Annotated in this window: 13 protein-coding genes; 7 read left to right on the top strand and 6 right to left on the bottom strand. The window is 71.9% G+C overall.

From position 1 onward, the window contains the following. The first annotated feature begins 171 nt into the window (after positions 1 to 171). The 3 genes from O7621_RS25330 (at position 172) to O7621_RS25340 (ending at position 6,560) form a co-directional block, all read left to right on the top strand. The gene (locus tag O7621_RS25330) at positions 172 to 3,753 is read left to right on the top strand and encodes an adenylate/guanylate cyclase domain-containing protein (protein WP_282231554.1); all 3,582 of its coding nucleotides are present in this window, start codon (positions 172 to 174) and stop codon (positions 3,751 to 3,753) included. 150 nt (positions 3,754 to 3,903) lie between these two features. Continuing rightward, positions 3,904 to 4,983 carry a DUF308 domain-containing protein gene (locus tag O7621_RS25335; RefSeq protein ID WP_282231555.1) on the top strand — a complete coding sequence of 360 codons (1,080 nt, stop codon included), beginning with the start codon at positions 3,904 to 3,906 and terminating at the stop codon, positions 4,981 to 4,983. Between the two features lie 164 nt (positions 4,984 to 5,147). Then, positions 5,148 to 6,560, top strand: coding sequence for a trehalose-6-phosphate synthase (locus O7621_RS25340; RefSeq protein ID WP_278170335.1), 1,413 nt, complete (start codon positions 5,148 to 5,150; stop codon positions 6,558 to 6,560). 23 nt (positions 6,561 to 6,583) lie between these two features. On the opposite strand, the gene O7621_RS25345 is transcribed toward O7621_RS25340, so the two are convergent. The 6 genes from O7621_RS25345 to O7621_RS25370 all read right to left on the bottom strand — a co-directional run bounded on the left by O7621_RS25345 (position 6,584) and on the right by O7621_RS25370 (position 11,878). Further along, positions 6,584 to 7,402 carry an alpha/beta fold hydrolase gene (locus O7621_RS25345; protein WP_282231556.1) on the bottom strand — a complete coding sequence of 273 codons (819 nt, stop codon included), beginning with the start codon at positions 7,400 to 7,402 and terminating at the stop codon, positions 6,584 to 6,586. Further along, positions 7,399 to 8,802, bottom strand: coding sequence for an NAD(P)-binding domain-containing protein (locus tag O7621_RS25350; protein ID WP_282231557.1), 1,404 nt, complete (start codon positions 8,800 to 8,802; stop codon positions 7,399 to 7,401). Before O7621_RS25350 ends, O7621_RS25345 begins: the two co-directional genes overlap by 4 nt. A gap of 37 nt (positions 8,803 to 8,839) precedes the next feature. After that, positions 8,840 to 9,616, bottom strand: coding sequence for an endonuclease/exonuclease/phosphatase family protein (locus O7621_RS25355; protein ID WP_282231558.1), 777 nt, complete (start codon positions 9,614 to 9,616; stop codon positions 8,840 to 8,842). 24 nt (positions 9,617 to 9,640) lie between these two features. Further along, entirely contained in the window at positions 9,641 to 10,588 is a 948-nt protein-coding gene (locus O7621_RS25360; RefSeq protein ID WP_282231559.1) for an ROK family glucokinase, read from the bottom strand. A gap of 106 nt (positions 10,589 to 10,694) precedes the next feature. Further along, the gene (locus tag O7621_RS25365) at positions 10,695 to 11,339 is read right to left on the bottom strand and encodes a hypothetical protein (protein WP_348775331.1); all 645 of its coding nucleotides are present in this window, start codon (positions 11,337 to 11,339) and stop codon (positions 10,695 to 10,697) included. A gap of 77 nt (positions 11,340 to 11,416) precedes the next feature. Then, positions 11,417 to 11,878 (bottom strand): SRPBCC family protein, encoded by a 462-nt coding sequence (locus O7621_RS25370; protein ID WP_278170342.1) that lies wholly within the window; start codon positions 11,876 to 11,878, stop codon positions 11,417 to 11,419. Positions 11,879 to 12,050: 172 nt separating this feature from the next. Here O7621_RS25370 and O7621_RS25375 point away from each other — a divergent pair, with 172 nt between their 5' ends. The 4 genes from O7621_RS25375 to O7621_RS25390 all read left to right on the top strand — a co-directional run bounded on the left by O7621_RS25375 (position 12,051) and on the right by O7621_RS25390 (position 17,222). Then, positions 12,051 to 13,847 carry an AMP-dependent synthetase/ligase gene (locus tag O7621_RS25375; protein WP_282231561.1) on the top strand — a complete coding sequence of 599 codons (1,797 nt, stop codon included), beginning with the start codon at positions 12,051 to 12,053 and terminating at the stop codon, positions 13,845 to 13,847. Positions 13,848 to 13,918: 71 nt separating this feature from the next. Further along, positions 13,919 to 15,559 carry a GAF domain-containing sensor histidine kinase gene (locus tag O7621_RS25380; RefSeq protein ID WP_282234726.1) on the top strand — a complete coding sequence of 547 codons (1,641 nt, stop codon included), beginning with the start codon at positions 13,919 to 13,921 and terminating at the stop codon, positions 15,557 to 15,559. Positions 15,560 to 15,566: 7 nt separating this feature from the next. Next, positions 15,567 to 16,235: a response regulator transcription factor gene (locus O7621_RS25385; protein WP_123602728.1), complete on the top strand. Its 669-nt coding sequence runs from the start codon at positions 15,567 to 15,569 to the stop codon at positions 16,233 to 16,235. Positions 16,236 to 16,412: 177 nt separating this feature from the next. Beyond that, positions 16,413 to 17,222, top strand: a complete 810-nt coding sequence (locus O7621_RS25390) for an SAM-dependent methyltransferase (RefSeq protein WP_282231562.1) — start codon at positions 16,413 to 16,415, stop codon at positions 17,220 to 17,222. Positions 17,223 to 17,238 lie beyond the last annotated feature (16 nt).

A 17,238-nucleotide genomic window follows, 5' to 3' on the forward strand; every position in this document is an offset into this window, starting at 1 on the left:
GGTACCACCGGTAGATGGACTGTCCATTAACCAACAGCCCGGTTATGGACAGTTGACCGTACCGGCGATACTCGGGCTGACGCACCCGCCGTGACCTGCGAGTCCGGCCACCCCGGCAGGTCGGGTCCGGCACCGCCACGCCCGGCCGGGCATAGCCGCTGGCCAGGGCAGGTGGCCAGATGCGACAGTAGGCTCCCGACTCGACGTTCCCGCGAGGAGGCTGGCATCGCTGCCCCGTGCGAAAAATGTGGCCGGACCGCGGCCGACGACGACCGCTACTGCGGCGGCTGCGGTACGGCGCTCATCCCTGTCTGCGCGCACTGCGACCGCCCGCTGGCGGCCGACGCGAGCTTCTGCACCTCCTGTGGGCAGCCGCAGGGCGGCCGACGACCGACCGAGCCGAGTCAGGAGGACCGACGTCGGGTCAGCGTCCTGTTCATCGACCTGATCAACTTCACGCCGTACGTGGAACGGGTCGATCCCGAGCAGGTCCGGCGGATGCAGACGAACTTCTTCTCCATCGCACGCCGGGTCGTCGGCCAGTACGGCGGGGTGGTGGAGAAGTACATCGGCGACGCGGTGATGGCGCTGTTCGGTGCGCCGGTGGCCACCGAGAACGACGCACTGCGCTGCGTCCGGGCCGGGCTCGACCTGCGCCGCGCCCTGACCGAGTTCACCGCTTCCGCTGGCGAGGGACTCCGGTTCCGTATCGGCGTGGCCACCGGCGAGGCACTGGTCGACACCGGCGCGGCCCGCGACGGTGGCCAGGCGTTCCTGGCCGGCGACGTGGTCAACACCGCGTCCCGGATGCAGTCGGTGGCACCGGCCGACGGGTTGCTGGTGTGCGGTGTCACGCACGGACTGACCAAGGAGGCGATCCGCTACGACCCGCAGCCAGCGGTGACGCTGCGCGGACGGTCGTCGCCGACCGAGGTGTGGCTGGCGCTGGCCCCGTTGCGTCCCGTGCCGGCCGACCGGCAGACCGACGCGACCCCGCTGATCGACCGCGAACACGAACTGGGGCTGCTGGTCAACGCGCTGTACCGGTCGATCCGCGACCAGCGGCCCCAGGTGCTCACCGTGCTCGGCCAGGCCGGCATCGGCAAGAGCCGACTGGTCCGGGAACTGCTGCGGCACACCGAACGGCTGGTCGACCAGCCGGTCACCTGGCGGATCGGGCGGTGCCCGCCGTTCGGGGAGAACGTCACGTTCGCCGCGCTCGCCGACATCGTCAAGGCCGAGGCCGGCATCCTCGACACCGACCTGGCCACCGTCGCCGAGCAGAAGTTGGCCACCGGGGTCCAGGCCCTGGTCGGGCCGGAGGCGGACCGGCTGGTCGACGCGCTGCGCCCACTGGTCGGGCTGCCGCACCGCAACCTGCCGGCCGAGGAGACCGAGTCGGCGTGGCGGCGCTTCCTGCTCGCCCTGGCCGCCCGGCAGCCGACCGTGCTGGTCTTCGAGGACCTGCACTGGGCCGACGAGGCGATGCTGCGCTTCGTCGAGCTGCTCGGCGCCTCCGCCCGGCAGGTGCCACTGCTGCTGCTGTGCACCGCCCGACCCGAGCTGACCAGCCGTGAGCCGGCCTGGGCGGGCACCACCCCGGGCGCGCTGACCGTCACCCTGCCGCCGCTGCGCGACACCGGGGTGGCCGCACTGTACGCGCACATGTTCGGTGCGGCGCCGTTCTCGGCCGATCTGCTCGGCCCGTTGATCGAGGTGGCCGACGGCAACCCGCTCTATGCCCACGAGTACGTGCGGATGCTGATGGAGCAGGGGGCGTTGCGGCGCAGCGGCCGTGGTTGGGCGTTGACCCGCAGCGATCGCCTGCCGATCCCGGACAGTGTGCACGGGGTGATCGCCAACCGGATGGATCTGCTGGACGCCACCGACCGGGCGGTGCTGCTCGCCGCAGCCGTGGTCGGGGTGCAGTTCTGGCCCGGCGCGGTCGCCGCCGCCCTCGGCCAGCCGGTGGAGCTGGTCGACCGGGCGCTGCGCCGGTTGGAGCAGCGCGACTTCGTCCACGAACAGCCGGATTCGACGATGGCGCAGCAACCCGAGTTCCGGTTCCGCCACGTGCTGGTCCGCGACGTCTGCTACCAGCGGTTGCCCCGTAACGAACGGGTTGCCCGGCACGCCCGGACCGCCGACTGGTTGGACACCCTCGCTGGCGACCGGGACACCGACCTGGCCGAGGTGCTGGCCCATCACCGGTGGGCGGCGCACGAGATCGCGGACACGCTGGGTCTGGAGACCCACGGGTACGCCGGGGCCGCCCGGGACGCCCTGCACCGTGCGGCCCGCCGGGCGTACGCCCTGCACGCGCTGGACGTGGCGAGCGGGCACGTGGAACGCGCGCTGCGCCTGGTGACCGTCGCCGGCACCGACGGGCTGGGTGAGCGGCTGCAGCTCGAACTGCTCGGTGCCGAGCTCGCGTTTCTGCGCGACGGCCCGGGTTTCCTCGCCGACGGGGGCACCGAACGGCTGAGTACGCTCGCCGACCAGCTGGCCGACGTCAACGATCAGGGGTGCGCGGCCCGGGCCTGGACCCTGCTCGGGCGGGCCGCCTGGCTGCGGACCGACCGGGACGAGGCGCTGCGCTGCCTGGACCGGGCGGTGGAGCTGTTCGACGCGCTGCCGGACACCGATCAGAAGGCCGACGCGTACGCCGAGCTGGGCCGGCTGCACATGCTCAACCTGGAACGGGATCCGGCGGTCGCTGCGGCCGGCGCGGCGGCCGAGATCGCCGACCGGCTGGGGCTGACCGAGACGCTGGTCAACGCCCGGATCACCGTTGCCATGGCCCGGTACCAGTCCGGGGACCGGTCCGGGCTCGACGAGCTGCGGGCGGCCACCGCGATGTGTCGCGAGCACCAACTGCTCGCGCTGCCCCGGGCACTGCAGAACCTGTCGTACGCGTTGTGCGAAGAGGGCGACTGGTCCGGCGCCCAGGAGCTGATGTCCGGTGCCGCCTCCGGCTCCGGGCTGAGCACCGGATACTCCGGCGAAGCCATGCGTGCCTACTTCGCCGGGGACTTCGCCGCCTTCCTCGCTGCGGCCGACGCCTTCGTCGCGACGCCCAGTGGCCGGTGGGACATCCAGGTACGGGGCCTACGGGCGTGTCTGCGGGTGCTGCGCGGCGATCCGGTGCCGATGGCCGACCAGAGCGGGGTCGACGACGTCGCCGACGCGGTGCGCGCGGCCCGGGACAGCGGCTTCCGTCGGCCGTACTGGAACAGCCTCGGGTTGGGCGCACTGTGCCGGGCGCTGCAGGGACGGGGTGTGGAGGCTGCCGCGCTGCTCGACGAGCTGGACCGGTCCTGGTCGAAGGTGCCCGCGCTGGCCAGCGGCGAGTGGATCGCGGCCGCCGCGTTCGCCGCCGCGGTCGCCGGGCGTGGCGCGGCGGTGCAGGTCCGGGCGATGCTCGACCGGGTGCAGCATCGCACCCCGTGGGCCGAGGCCGCGCTGCGGACGGTGACCGCGGCGGTGGCGGCGGCCGACGGCGAGAACCGCGCGGCAGGTGAGCTGTACGCCGCCGCAGCGGCCGGTTTCGCCGACATCGACGCGACCACCGACCGGATGATCGCGTTGGCGTTGGCCGTGGCGGCGTGGCGGCGTGGCGGCGACCGCGATGCCGACGCGGCGGCGCTGGCCGAGGTGCGAAGCTTCGCGCTGCGCAACAAGGCACCCGGGTTGCTGCACCTCGGCGATCAGGACGCGGGCGGCTACCGCTGGTCTCCGACCCTGGCGTCGTGACCGCAGGCGGCGAGGTTCACGGGCACGGCACCGCACAACGCACTCCCACAACCACCTACCGGCGTGTCACGATTCAAGGGCACGGCACGCCCCCGGCCGGGGGTCCGCCGGCGGACAGGGCCCGACGGCGGCCGGTGAGGAGTTGATTCGGTGTCTGCGGGTGGCGCGCGTCGAGGGCGGCGGGACAACGGCCTCGACGCATCCGAGTACGCCGTGGCCGGCGACGTCGACCCACGGGTCGGGGAACACCTGCTCGACGTGCTCGCCGCCGGTGGGATCGCGGCCTACCTGCAGCCGTCGTCGGACGTCAATCCGGTGACCCGCACGACCACCGTGCCGGCCCGGCCGGTGGACCGGCTCTTCGTCGACCGGGCGCACCTGGACACCGCCCGGGGCTACCTGGTGCAGTTGGCCGAGGACGGCCCGGTCGCACCGGGCAGCCGCTCCGGGTCCCCGGCGGCCGGGTCCGGGCAGACCACGTCGCCGGCGTCGGACCCGGTTGTTCCGGCCGACGCGGGGCAGCCGGCCGGTCGGGACACCGATGTCGACGCCGTCTGGGCCGGCATCATCGCCAACTACCACGCTCCGGCTCCGGCGGACCCCACCGCCGCGCCCTGGCCGGCCGCCGAGAACCTGCCGCGGGTCGAGAACCTTCCGGCAGAGGGCCGGTCGACCGGCCGGGATCCGCTCGCCGACGGTCCGGGCCGGGACGGGACCGCAGGGGAGGGCGACGGCCGGGACGCCATCGGCCGGGACGCCACCGAGCGAGGCCCGGCGGATCGGGCCGGCGACAGCCGGGACAGCGACAGCCGGGCCGGCGACGATGCTCACGGCCGCGCCGAGCCGGAGATCACGGCCACCGGCACGCCGGACCCGTTGCCGTGGGCGGTCGGCTACACCAACATCTCCGTCGGACGGCGGGACGACGAGCCGTCCCTACTGGATGGGCTGGACACCTTCGGTGCCCGGTTGCCCGACGAGCCGGAGGAGGGTTACACGCCTCCCCTACCGCCTCCGCTGCCCCGGTTGTCGTCGGCTGCGGTCCTCGGGGTACTGGCGATCATCGCCGGCTTCATCCTCTTCGTCTTCCCGACGGTGCTTCCGGTGGATCGTGGACTGGCCATCCTGCTCGGTTTCGCTGGCGTGGTCGGTGGGTTCGTCACGCTGATCTGGCGGCTGCGGCCGGATCACGACGAGGATGACGATCTGGACGACGGCGCGGTCGTCTGAACTGACCAACGGATGGCGAAAATCCGGATTCATTGACGACTGTGGTCACTCTGTAACACTCGCGTAACTTGGTCTCAGTAGGAATAATTCTCGTAGCCGATCCCCCACGAGTTCGTGATCACTCGCCATGCGCGGCAACCGCCGCAGCGAAACGAGGTCCCCTCATGCGTCAGAGTTCTCTCGTCGTGGTGGCGAACCGGCTGCCGGTGGACGACAGCGTCGCGCGCGACGGCGCGTGCGAATGGCGTCGCAGCCCCGGTGGTCTGGTCAGCGCCCTGCACCCGATCCTGCAGCACACCCCGGCCACCTGGGTCGGCTGGGCCGGTGGTACCGGCCCGGCACCGAGCCTGCCCGACATCGACGGTGTACGGATGCACACCGTCGCTCTGTCTCAGGAGGACATCAGAGACCACTACGAGGGGTTCGCCAACGCCACGCTCTGGCCGCTGTACCACGACTCGGTGGAGCAACCCGCGTACCACCGCAGGTGGTGGGAGGCGTACCAGCGGGTGAACCAGCGCTTCGCCGAGGCGGCGGCGGCCGCCGCCGAGCCGGGTGCGCTGGTCTGGGTGCAGGACTACCACCTGCAGTTGGTGCCCGGGATGCTCCGGGCGCTGCGGCCCGACCTGCTGATCGGGTTCTTCCTGCACGTTCCGTTCCCGCCGCCGGAGCTGTTCATGCAGCTGCCGCGCCGGGCCGAGCTGATGCTCGGCATGCTCGGCGCCGACCTGGTGGGGTTCCAACGCGCCCAGGCCGCGCACAACTTCGCCCAGCTGGCGACGAAAGTGCTCAAGGTGCCGGCCACCGACCGGCGAATTGCCATCGACGACCGGGTGGTGCGCATCGGCGCCTTCCCGGTGTCGATCAACATGTCCGAGATGGAGTCTCTCGCCGGCCGGCCGGATGTGCTGGAACGGGCCCGTCAGCTGCGGTCCGACCTCGGTGACCCGCAGCACGTCATCCTCAGTGTGGACCGGATGGACTACACCAAGGGCATCGAGCAACGACTAAAGGCGTACAGCGAACTGATCGCCGACGGGCACATCAAGGTCCGCGACACGGTGATGGTTCAGGTGGCGGTGCCCAGTCGGGAACGGGTCGAGCAGTACCGCATCCTGCGCGACCGGGTGGAACGCGAGGTCGGACGGATCAACGGCGAGTTCGGCCGGGTCGGCGAACCAGCGATCCACTACCTCAATCAGTCGTTCAGCCGGGCCGACCTGGCTGCGCTGTACCGGGTCGCCGACATCATGGCGGTCACCCCGCTGCGGGACGGGATGAACCTGGTCGCCAAGGAGTACGTCGCCGCCCGGGTCGACGACGACGGTGCGCTGCTGCTCAGCGAGTTCGCCGGTGCCGCCGCCGAGTTCCAGCAGGCGTACCTGGTCAACCCGCACGATCTCGACGGACTTAAATTGACGCTGATGCACGCGCTGGAGGCATCACCGACCGACGTGGCGGACCGGATGCGCTCCATGCGCGAGCATCTGCGCACCCACGACATCCGAGCCTGGGTACACGGCTACCTCACCGCGCTGGACCGCACCGGTTCCCTGGCCGCCCGGCTCACCGCCTGACCCCACCGGTCTACCGTCGCTGGTCAGCCGGCGCCCTTGTCCAGCCAGTCGAGGATCGCGTCGACCGGCTCCGTCCAGCGGGCGTCGAGCATCAGATCGTGACCCATCCCTGGGAACAGCAACGGAGCGCCTCCGTACCGCCGGGCCGCGCGGTCCAACACCGCAGCCGGCACCACGCGGTCGTCGGGGCTGCCGAGGACCAGCACCGGTGGATCGCCGACCGGCGGCTCGACCCGCTGGCGGACCAGCAGCTGCCACTGGGCCCGGACCGACGCGCGCCCCAAACGATCCACGTAGGACAGCGCGACGGCCTCCGGAAGCTCCCGGCTGAACAGTTGACCGGCGCGCAGCCGCAACGCCCCGCCGAAGACGGCCGGCAGGGTGCCGAACGGATTGCGCCGCAGCGCCGCGCCGAGCAGCGACCAGCCACCGAGCACGGGGGCGGCCAGCACCGCGGCCCGCGCCGGATAGCGGGCCAACGCGTGACCGACCACCAACGCCCCGGCGCCGTGCCCGATCAGCACCGCTTGCCGGGGCAGGCCGGCTGCGGCCTGCACCACGTCGTGCACGTACGCCCGCAGGTCGGCCCGCGGCGCCGTCCCGCTGTCCCCGTGCCCGCGCAGACTGACCGCGTACGCCGGGAACCCGCGCTCGGCGGCCCGCTCCAGCCAGTGCTCGGCGAACACCCACGCGCCGTGCCCGAACCCGGGCACGAACAGCAGCGGGGGTCGGCCCTCGTCGCGCGACACGTCGGCGTGCAGCACCTCGCGACGCACCGCCGGGACCGGTCTGGCCCACTCCCGGGTACGGACGATGCGGGGGGCCGCAAGGGTACGGCTCATCGGGCCGCCACCTCCAGACTGTCCAAGGTCTCCTGCAGCGCGCGCAGGTAGGTGTCGTGGCTGACCTCGAACCAGCGCCGGGCCGGATCGGTCACCTTGGCGTCGTGCCAGGGCCGTCCCGCGCCGGCCTCGATCCGGCCGGCCAGGGCAGCGGTGACCGCCGGATCCGCCGACCGGGCGCGCAGCCACCGGGCGACCGCCACGCTCTGCCAGTGGACCAGCGGGAAGACCCCGAACTCCGCCTGCACCAGCCCGACCACCGACAGCGTCGGGTGTCCCGGGGCGAAGGCGTGCAGGTGCAGGCGGGGCCGACCGTCCGCGTCGACGCCGAGCACCCGCGGATCGAGAAAGTCGAACTGGGGCTGGTAACCGGTGGCGAGCACGACGAGGTCGGGATCCACCTCGGTGCCGTCGGTGAGCTCCACGGTGTGCCGGCGGAACCTGGCCACGTCGGGCACCGGGCGGACCGTACCGTGCCCGATGTGCAGGACGAGTTGGCTGTTGACCACCGGATGGGCGTCGAACACCCGATGCTCCGGAGCCGGTAGCCCGAACCGGGTCTGGTCACCGACGACCAACCGGAGCAGCCGGTGGAGAACTCCCTGGCGCAGCCAGCGCGGCAGACGCCGGGCGAGCAGCCCCGCGTTGACCTGGTCACTCGGCCGGCCGAACAGGTACTTCGGGGTGTACCAGTAGCCGCGACGGGTGGAGTGCCAGCAGCGGGCCGCCTGTTGCCCGGCCTCGACGGCGATGTCGCAGCCGGTGTTGCCGCCGCCCACCACCAGTACCCGCCGCCCGCGCAGCTGGGTGGCGTCGTGGTAGGCCGACGCGTGGATCACCTGCCCGGTGAAATCGGACAATCCTTCGTAGTCGGGGAGCCGGGGTGCCCAGTTGTGTCCGTTGGCGACGACCACGGCGGCGTAGCGCTGGGTGCGTTGGGCACCGTTGCCGCCGGCGCTGCGGGTCGTCACGTCCCACCGGTCCCCCGGCACCGGTTCGACCCGTACCACCTCGGTGCCGAACCAGATGTGCCGGCGCAGATCGAAATGGTCGGCGTAGCGTTCCAGATAGGCCAGCAGCTGGCTGTGGTGCGGGTAGTCGGGCCAGCTGTCCGGCAGCGGGAAGTCGGGGTACTGGCTGAACGGCTTCGACGAGATCAGGTGGGTGCTGGCGTAGACCGGACTGCGGTCGTGGCGCCAGTTCCAGGCACCGCCGACGCCCGTCTCCCGTTCGTAACAGTCGACCCCGAACCCCTGTTCGCGCAGGTTCTTGACCGCGCACAGCCCGCTCGCCCCGGCACCGATGACGCAGACGTTCTCACCCTGTTCGGAGATCGGGCGGTCGTCCCGCCACCGGTCGTCACCGGTGGCGGGGCTGTCGTAGTCAGCGGAAGTAGACACCGGCAATCTCCTTCGTACGGCTGCGAAATCGTGCCGGCTAGCCGCCCCGCTTGTCCAGTCCCGGTGCCGGTTCGGTGAGCACCAGATCGGCAACGACCGGGAGATGGTCACTTGCCCGCCGCGCCGCCGGGGTGTCCACCACCTGGCAGCCGGCCACCTCGATGCGCGGATCGACGAAGATCGCGTCGATCCGGCGGCGCGGGTCGCGGCCCGGGAACGTGCCGGCCCGGCCCGCCCCGGCGGCGGCAGCGGCGTCGGTGAACCCGGCGGCGGCCAACCGCCACGCCGCACCGGTGTCGCCCGACGGGTCGTCGGGCTCCGCCGGCCGGTCGTTGACGTCCAGGCCGAGGATCACCGGCCCGTCGACGTCGGCGCAGGCCTGGCGCAGCAGCCGGGCCTGCGCCGGCCGCTCCGTCGGATCAGTGGACAGATGCGATCCGACCACCACGAAGCGGGCCGGGCCGACCGCGCAGCGGGCGAACACCGCGCCGCGAAGGTGCCGGCCGGGCGTCAGTGGGAACCGGACCGACCAGCTGCCTTCCACCCGTACCCGCAGCGTGGTCAGCACCAGGTTGCCCAACGGCGGTGGCCCACCGGATCCGACGACCATGTCGAACGCGTTCGCCAGCGCGGCGGACCTGGTCCGCCACCGCCACCGACGCGGTGCCTCCTGCAGGATCGCCACATCCGGTGCGATCTGGCGGACCACCTCGGCCAGCGCGGCCCGGTCGTCACGCTGGCCGTGGATGTTGTACGTGAGCACCCGCAGCCGCACACCGGGCCGCTGCGGCGCGGTCGTCTGGTCAGCCGTCACAGTCTCCTCCTCGGCCCGATGGGCTCAGATTCGCCGGGCGAGGTCGGCCGCACCGACCACACCGGCGGCGTTGCCCAGTTCGGCCGGCCGCACCTCGGCCACCGGAATGCGGACCCGCTGGGCCAGCGCGTCGGTGTACGCCCGTTGAGCGGGGCCGAGCAGCAGCTCACCCGCGTCGACCACGCCGCCGCCGATCACCATCACCTCGGGGTCGAGAATCTGCGCCAGGTCGGCCAAGCCGATGCCGAGCCAACGCCCGATCTGCGCGAACGCCTCGCAGGAGACCGGGTCACCGGACCGGGCCGCGGTGGTGACCATCGGCCCGGTGACCGCCTCGGCGTCGCCGCCGGCCAGGGCGAGCAGTTTGGTCGCCCGGTCCGGTTCCTGCCGGGCGCCGGCACGGGCGAACCGGACCAGGGCGTTGCCGCTGGCGTACTGCTCGATGCAGCCCTGCCGGCCGCAGCCGCACTGATGTCCGTCCGGGACCGCCAGCATGTGGCCGAGTTCCGCGGCGATGCCGTGCGCACCGCGGACGAGTTCGCCGCCGTACACGATGCCGCCGCCGATGCCGGTGCCCACGGTGAACATGACCATCGAGTCGGCGGCGTCCCGGCCGGCGCCGTGCCGAAACTCTGCCCAGGCCGCGACGTTGGCGTCGTTCTCGACGATCACCGGCAGGTCGACCGCCGCGCTCACGTAGTCCCGCAGCGGTTCGTCCCGCCAGGCGAGGTTCGGGGCGAACAGCACGGTTGATCGACGTGCATCGATCCATCCGGCGGCCCCGATACCGACCGCCCCGACCGGGTGGTTCGCCGCCAGCTCGAGCACCACCTCGATGATCACGTCTCGGGTCTTGGCCACGTCGTCGGCCGGCGTCTCGTGCCGGGTCCGGGCCAGGACCTTTCCGTCCGGATCGACGACCCCGCCGGCGACCTTGGTGCCACCGATGTCGACTCCGATGGTCAGCGTCACCGCTGCCGCTCCCCTCTGCTGTGCTCTTCGCGCGCCGGTGTCCGCACCGGGTCAGGTCCGGCGGCTGTCCACCGCCGGGGCAGTCGTCCGGCCGGACGGTGCCGGATCAGGCCGGATCAGGTCCCGGCCGGCCGTGGTCCGGCCGGGTGGCACCCGATTGGTCCGGCTCCGCCCCGGCGGCATCCGCGCCGGGTGTCGCCGGGGCGGTCACCGCCGGACCGCCGGAGCGGCCCTGGGCTGGTGGTGCGCCTGTCCCGGCGACGTCGACGGGGGCGTTCGTCGCGGCCGACCAGACGTCCCGATCACCCGCTGAGTCCGAATCATCCATGGTCCAGGTGGCCTGGCGCCAGACCTCGTCGTCCGAGGTCATCCGGCCGGTCGGCGGATCGTACCGATTCGGCGGCGGGCCGGCGGGATCCGCAGCCGGCGAACCGGCCGCCGGCTCCGGCGGCGCGGCGGGGTCAGCCGGACGATCCGATTGCCCGGCGGAGTCGGCCGGACGGTCGGGGGCCAGGGCACGCAGCAGGCTGGCGACTCCGGCGGCGAAGTCCCCGGCACCGGCGGCCAGCCGGTCGGCCAGCTCGGGGCTGGGGTCACGCAGTGCCGTGATGGCCCGGCAGACCGGGCAGACGCAGCAGGCCGGGTCGCCGGTGGCGACCGGCCCGGTGCCGCCCAGCAGGTCACGCAGCAGGCCGAGGCCGCCGGCGGCGCCAGCACCGAGCCGCTGGCCGCGCGCCGCCAGCTGCGCCATCGCCAACGCGGTCGCCACCAACCGTTCCGCTTCCGCCCGCGCGGAGCGAGGATCTGTTCCCACCGTCGGCCCGCCCCCTAGCCTGTCTCCGTCGCACCGAGCTGTTCCACTCGGTGCTTGAGCTGTGTCAGGGCGGCATCCATGATCATTTTTTCGGCCTTGCGACGGAACATCCCGAGCATCCCGACGGAGAGCTCCACCTCCAGCGTGTAGGTCACCGTGGTGGTTCCGTCCCCGTTGTCCTCGATGTCGTACGCGCCGTCCTGCCGGCGCTGCATCCGGGACGGCTCAGCCAGCCGCCACTCGATCCGGGACAGGTCCTCGGAGTACTCGTAGATCAACGTGTACTCGTCTGCGAGCACTCCGGCGTCAAGCACGAAGCGGACCTCACGGGCGTATCCATCCTCGTACTCCTGGCGCACCTCGACCCGGTCCAGCGCCTCGGTCCACTCGGGGTAGCGCACGAAGTCGCAAATCACCGCCGTCACCCGGGACGCGGGCGCGGCGACGACGATCGACTTGGTGGAGGACTCCGCCATGTGGGGCAGGCTACCCGGTGCCGGGCCAAGATCAAGCCAGTGGCCGACAACCGTCCGGCCGCCGCCGGCAGCGGGCTGACCGCGCAGGTCATCGGTCGCCCGGTAGGTTGCGGGTAGCCGGACGTGCACCGCCGGTCCGGTCCGCCTCAGCCCGCGAGCACAAGGAGTGCAGGTGCGCGAGTTCTCCGTACCACCGGTCGTCACGGTCGGTGATGCCGCCAACCTGACCGATCCGGTCTGGGACAACGCCGAGACCGCACCGGACGCGGTCCAGTTCACCCGGCCCGGACCGGACGGGCTGCAGGAGGTGACCTGCCGGGAGTTCCGCGACGAGGTGGTGGCGGTCGCCTGCGGCCTGATCGGCGCGGGAATCAACGCCGGCGACCGGGTCGGTCTGATGAGCCGGACGCGGTACGAGTGGACGCTGCTCGACTACGCGATCTGGTCGATCGGCGCGGTGACCGTGCCGGTGTACGAGACGTCCAGCGCCGAACAGGTCAGCTGGATCCTGGCCGACTCCGGGGCGGTCGCCTGCGTGCTGGAGACCAACGGGCACGCGATCACCCTGGCCTCGGTCCGCGACCGGCTGCCCGCGCTACGCGAGGTGTGGCAGTTGGAGACCGGCGGTCTCGACGAGATCCTGGCCCGGGGCGGGACCGTCGACCCCGCCCAGGTGCAGCACCGCCGCCAGCAACTGACCTCGAACGACATCGCTACGATCATCTACACCAGTGGAACCACCGGACGGCCGAAGGGCTGTGTGCTCAGCCACCGGAACATGTACGCCGACATCGCCAACGCGATCCCCGGTCTGCCGAACCTGTTCCACGAGGGCGCGTCGACCCTGTTGTTCCTGCCGCTGGCGCACTCATTCGCCCGGCTGATCCAGATCGGCGCGGTGCACGCCCGGGCCACGATGACCCACGCGGCCGACCCGAAGAACCTGGTCGACGACCTGGCCAGCGTCCGCCCGACGTTCGTGTTGTCCGTACCCCGGGTCTTCGAGAAGGTCTACAACGCGGCCCGGCAGCGTGCCTACGACGGCGGCAAGGGCGCCATCTTCGACCGGGCCGACCAGGTGGCCGTCGCCTACAGCGAGGCGCTGGACACCCCCGGTGGGCCGGGGCTCGGGCTACGCGCCCGGCACGCGGTGTTCGACCGGCTGGTCTACCGGAAGCTGCGGGCCGCGCTCGGCGGCCGGTGCCGCACCGCGATCTCCGGCGGTGCCCCGCTGGGCGCCCGGTTGGCGCACTTCTTCCGCGGCGTCGGGGTGACCGTCTACGAGGGGTACGGGCTGACCGAGACGTCCCCGGCGGTGTCGGTCAACCTGCAACACGCGATCCGGATCGGCACCGTCGGTCGGCCGCTGCCCGGCGTCAGCGTCCGGATCGCCGACGACGGCGAGGTGCTGATCAGCGGCGACCTGGTGTTCCAGGGCTACTGGAACAACCGGCAGCAGACCGATGAGGTGCTCACCGACGACGGCTGGTTCCGCAGTGGCGACCTCGGCCAGCTCGACGACGACGGATTCCTGACCATCACCGGTCGCAAGAAGGAGCTGATCGTCACCGCCGGCGGCAAGAACGTCGCACCCGCCGTGCTGGAGGACCAGTTGCGCGCCCACCCGCTGGTCAGCCAGTGCGTGGTGGTCGGCGACCGACGGCCGTTCATCGCCGCGCTGCTCACCGTCGACGAGGACGCCTGGCCGGGCTGGCTGGACCGCAACGGTCACCCGGCCGGTCGCACAGTCGCCGAGCTGCGCGACGATCCGACGCTGCTGGCCGAACTCCAGCAGGCCGTGGACGAGGCGAACGGCGCCGTCTCGGCCGCCGAATCAATCCGGCGGTTCCGGGTGCTGGCCCGCGACTTCACTGAGGCGAGCGGCGAGTTGACCCCGTCGCTGAAGGTGAAACGGGCGGTGGTGCACGCCAACTACGAAGCCGAGATCGCCGAAATCTACGGGGGCTGACTACCATCCGTCACGTGTCCGCACCGACATCCGACGCGCCCCGTCCGCATCCACTCGCCGCGGTGGCGCGCCTGGTCATGCTCGCGCTCGTCGCGGTGCTGACCCTGATCACCACCCGGGACCTCGGCGAACTGCGCTGGGTGGCGCTGCTGGCGGTCGCCGGCGCCCCAGCGGTGCTCGTCCCCCGTCACCCGGTCATCGCCCTGCTCGGCCGCCTCGCCGAGGTCGTCATCGTCGGCCTGGCCACGAGCGAGGTCGCCGCCGCCGCCAACGTGCGCGGCTCCATCGGCGCCGGGCTGGGCGCGTCGGCGATGCTGCCGTACCTGTCGGTGCCGTTGACGGTGGCGGTGCTGCAACGGCGGACCCGCGAGGCGACCGCGCTGCTCGGCGTCACCGCGCTCACCCTGGCCCTCAGCGGGTTGTTCACCACGATCGACGGCCGACCGCAGCTGGCCCAGCTCGGCTACGTCGCGGTCTGCACCCAGTGGCTGATCCTGGCCAGCCTCGGCATCCTGGCCGCCGGCACACTGCAGCAGGTGATGCAGGCCCGTGGGGAGAGCAAGCCCGCCCCGTACGCGGAGGCCACCCGGCTGCTCACCCAGCTGCGCAGCGTCGCGCGGCAGCTGCCCGGTGCCACGCTCGACCCGGGCAGCATCTCGGAGCATCTGATCGAGGAGCTGCGCGCGGTGGCGCCGACCGGTCGCACCGCAGTGCTCTCCGGCAGCGGTGGGGGGCGGCTGGTGGTGCTCGCCCAGGCCGGTCTGGACCGGGTCGACTGGGAGACGACCCTGGACGCGGATTCGGCCATTGCCGACGCCTGGGCCAGCCAACTGCCGCAGACCGCGGCCCGGTCCCAGGCCCGGTCGCACCCCGGCGGTGACGTGTCGGCGCTGGTGGTGCCGCTGGTCGCCGGGGTGCGCACGGTCGGTCTGGTGATTCTGGAGACGGACAGCGCCAACGCCTACCCACCGCCGGTGGTTGCCCGGATCACCGCGTTGACCCGCCCGGCAGCGCTGCGGCTGGAGGCCGCGCTGCTGTTCGACGAGGTTCGGTCGCTGGCCACCAACGAGGAACGGCAACGGCTGGCCCGGGAGATCCACGACGGGGTGGCCCAGGAGTTGGTAATGGTCGGGTACGGCATCGACAACGCCCTGGCCACCCTGCCGGAGGGCAGTGACGAGACCGCCGAGGACCTGCGGACGCTGCGCGGCGAGGTCACCCGGGTGATCACCGAGCTGCGGCTGAGCCTGTTCGAGCTGCGCAGTGAGGTGGACCGGCACGGCGGGCTGGCGGCCGCGATCGCCGAGTACGCCCGTACCGTCGGATCGTCCGGCCGGTTGCGGGTGCACCTGTCGCTGGACGAGTCCGGGGCCCGGCTGCCGGCGGCCACCGAGGCGGAACTGCTGCGCATCGCACAGGAGGCGATTACCAATGCGCGCAAGCATGCCGGTGCCGCGAATCTGTGGGTCACGTGCGACATTGACCCGCCGTACGCGCAAATAGAAGTGTCGGATGACGGTCAGGGGATCGCCGACCAGCGTCCGGACGGGCGGTACGGTCTTGCGATCATGGCAGAGAGAGCGGAACGTATCCGGGGCCGGTTGGAGATCAGGCCACGACACCCGAGCGGAACGACCGTGGCAGTGGTGCTCGGAACCTCGCCCCGGCGCGATAGCGTGCGCGATAGCGTGACAGCACCAGAAGGGGAGTAGCCACAGCATGACCACCAGCCCCACACCGACCACCCGGACCAAGGTCCTGCTTGTCGATGATCACGACCTCATCCGGAAGGGCCTGCGGCACGCTTTCGAGCGCGACCGCCAGTTCGAGGTCGTCGGTGAGGCCGCGACGGCGGCCGAGGGTGTACGCCAGGCGGGCGCCCTGCAACCAGATGTTGTGATCATGGACCTGCGGCTGCCGGACGGCAGCGGCCTTGAAGCGACCCGGGCGCTGCGTAAGTCCAGCTCCACGATGGGCATCGTGGTGTTGACCATGTACGCCGGAGACGATCAACTGTTCGGCGCGCTCGAGGCCGGGGCCAGCGCGTTCGTGCCGAAGACCGCACCGGCGGACGAGGTGGTCGCGGCGGCCCGGCACGCGGCCTCGTCGCCGAGCGCATTCACCGCGGCTGACCTGGCCGAGGCGATGAAACGCCGGCTCGCGCCGTCCGGACCGCAACTGTCCCCCCGGGAGGGCCAGGTGCTGCGCCTGCTCGCCGATGGGATGAGCGTGGCCGGGATCGCCAAGCAGTTGTTCGTCAGCGAGTCGACGGCGAAGACGCACATTTCGAAGTTGTACGAGAAGCTCGGCGCGGCGAACCGGGCCCAGGCGCTGATGACGGCGCTACGACTCGGTCTGCTCGAGGCGCCGGACGCTCCGAAGTTCTGACCTGGTCACGTGGTGCCGGCGACGGGTGGGCCGGCCCACGTCGACCGTGGCGACTCTGATCGGCGCGGCGGGAGCCTCCCGGTTCGGACGCTCTGGATGCCCGGGCACGCAGCGGGCACAATGGCTAGCGCCAGCAGCCAGCCAGCAAACGGCCAGACAGGGACAAAAGGGGCGAAAATGGATCGGCCGCACTGGGCACCGGAGAGCATCGACGTCGAGCGGCCGAGCGTCGCCCGGATGTACGACTATTACCTCGGCGGCTCACACAACTTCGCCGCCGATCGGGCCGCCGCCCAGGCGATGATCACGGCCGTTCCCGATGCCCCGTTGATGGCCCAGGCGAACCGGGCCTTCATGCGCCGCGTCGTGCAATTCCTCGTCGAGTCGGGAATCCGGCAGTTCCTTGACATCGGCTCCGGGATCCCCACTGTGGGCAACGTGCACGAGATCGCCCAACGGCTGGCACCGGAATCGAAGGTCGCCTACGTGGACGTAGATCCGGTCGCCGTCGCACACAGCCGGGAGATCCTCGCCGGCAACGACCGGACCACGATCCTGCAGGAGGACCTGCGCAACCCGGAACGGATCCTGCACGATCCTCAGGTGCGCAAGCTACTCGACTTCGACCAGCCGGTCGCGGTGCTGATCGTCGCGGTCCTGCATTTCGTTCCGGACTCCGACGATCCAGCAGGGATCCTGGCCAAGCTGCGCGCCGCGCTCGCGCCCGGCAGCCATCTGGTCCTGTCCCAGGCCAGCGACGACGGCCGCAGCGACGAGGAACGCCGCGAGGCGGACCAGATCTACCGGCGCACCGACAACCCGCTCAACATCCGGTCCCGGGCCGCGCTGACCGGCTTCTTCGACGGGTTCGACCTGCTACCGCCGGGCGTGGTCTGGGTGCCGCAGTGGCGCCCCGAGTCGCCCGAGGCGGCCGAGGACGCCGAGCGTGCCGTCTTCATCGGCGGGGTAGGCCGACTCGGTGGCTGAGCCGGCCGCCGATCCG

The organism is Solwaraspora sp. WMMD937 (assembly GCF_029581175.1).
Classification (GTDB): Bacteria; Actinomycetota; Actinomycetes; order Mycobacteriales; family Micromonosporaceae; genus Micromonospora_E.

Excerpts from the sequence above, each read along its gene's own strand:
- O7621_RS25340 (WP_278170335.1), top strand. The coding sequence starts at position 5,148 with ATGCGTCAGAGTTCTCTCGTCGTGGTGGCGAACCGGCTGCCGGTGGAC.
- O7621_RS25345 (WP_282231556.1), bottom strand. The coding sequence starts at position 7,402 with ATGAGCCGTACCCTTGCGGCCCCCCGCATCGTCCGTACCCGGGAGTGG.
- O7621_RS25365 (WP_348775331.1), bottom strand. The coding sequence starts at position 11,339 with ATGGCGCAGCTGGCGGCGCGCGGCCAGCGGCTCGGTGCTGGCGCCGCC.
- O7621_RS25370 (WP_278170342.1), bottom strand. The coding sequence starts at position 11,878 with ATGGCGGAGTCCTCCACCAAGTCGATCGTCGTCGCCGCGCCCGCGTCC.
- O7621_RS25385 (WP_123602728.1), top strand. The coding sequence starts at position 15,567 with ATGACCACCAGCCCCACACCGACCACCCGGACCAAGGTCCTGCTTGTC.
- O7621_RS25390 (WP_282231562.1), top strand. The coding sequence starts at position 16,413 with ATGGATCGGCCGCACTGGGCACCGGAGAGCATCGACGTCGAGCGGCCG.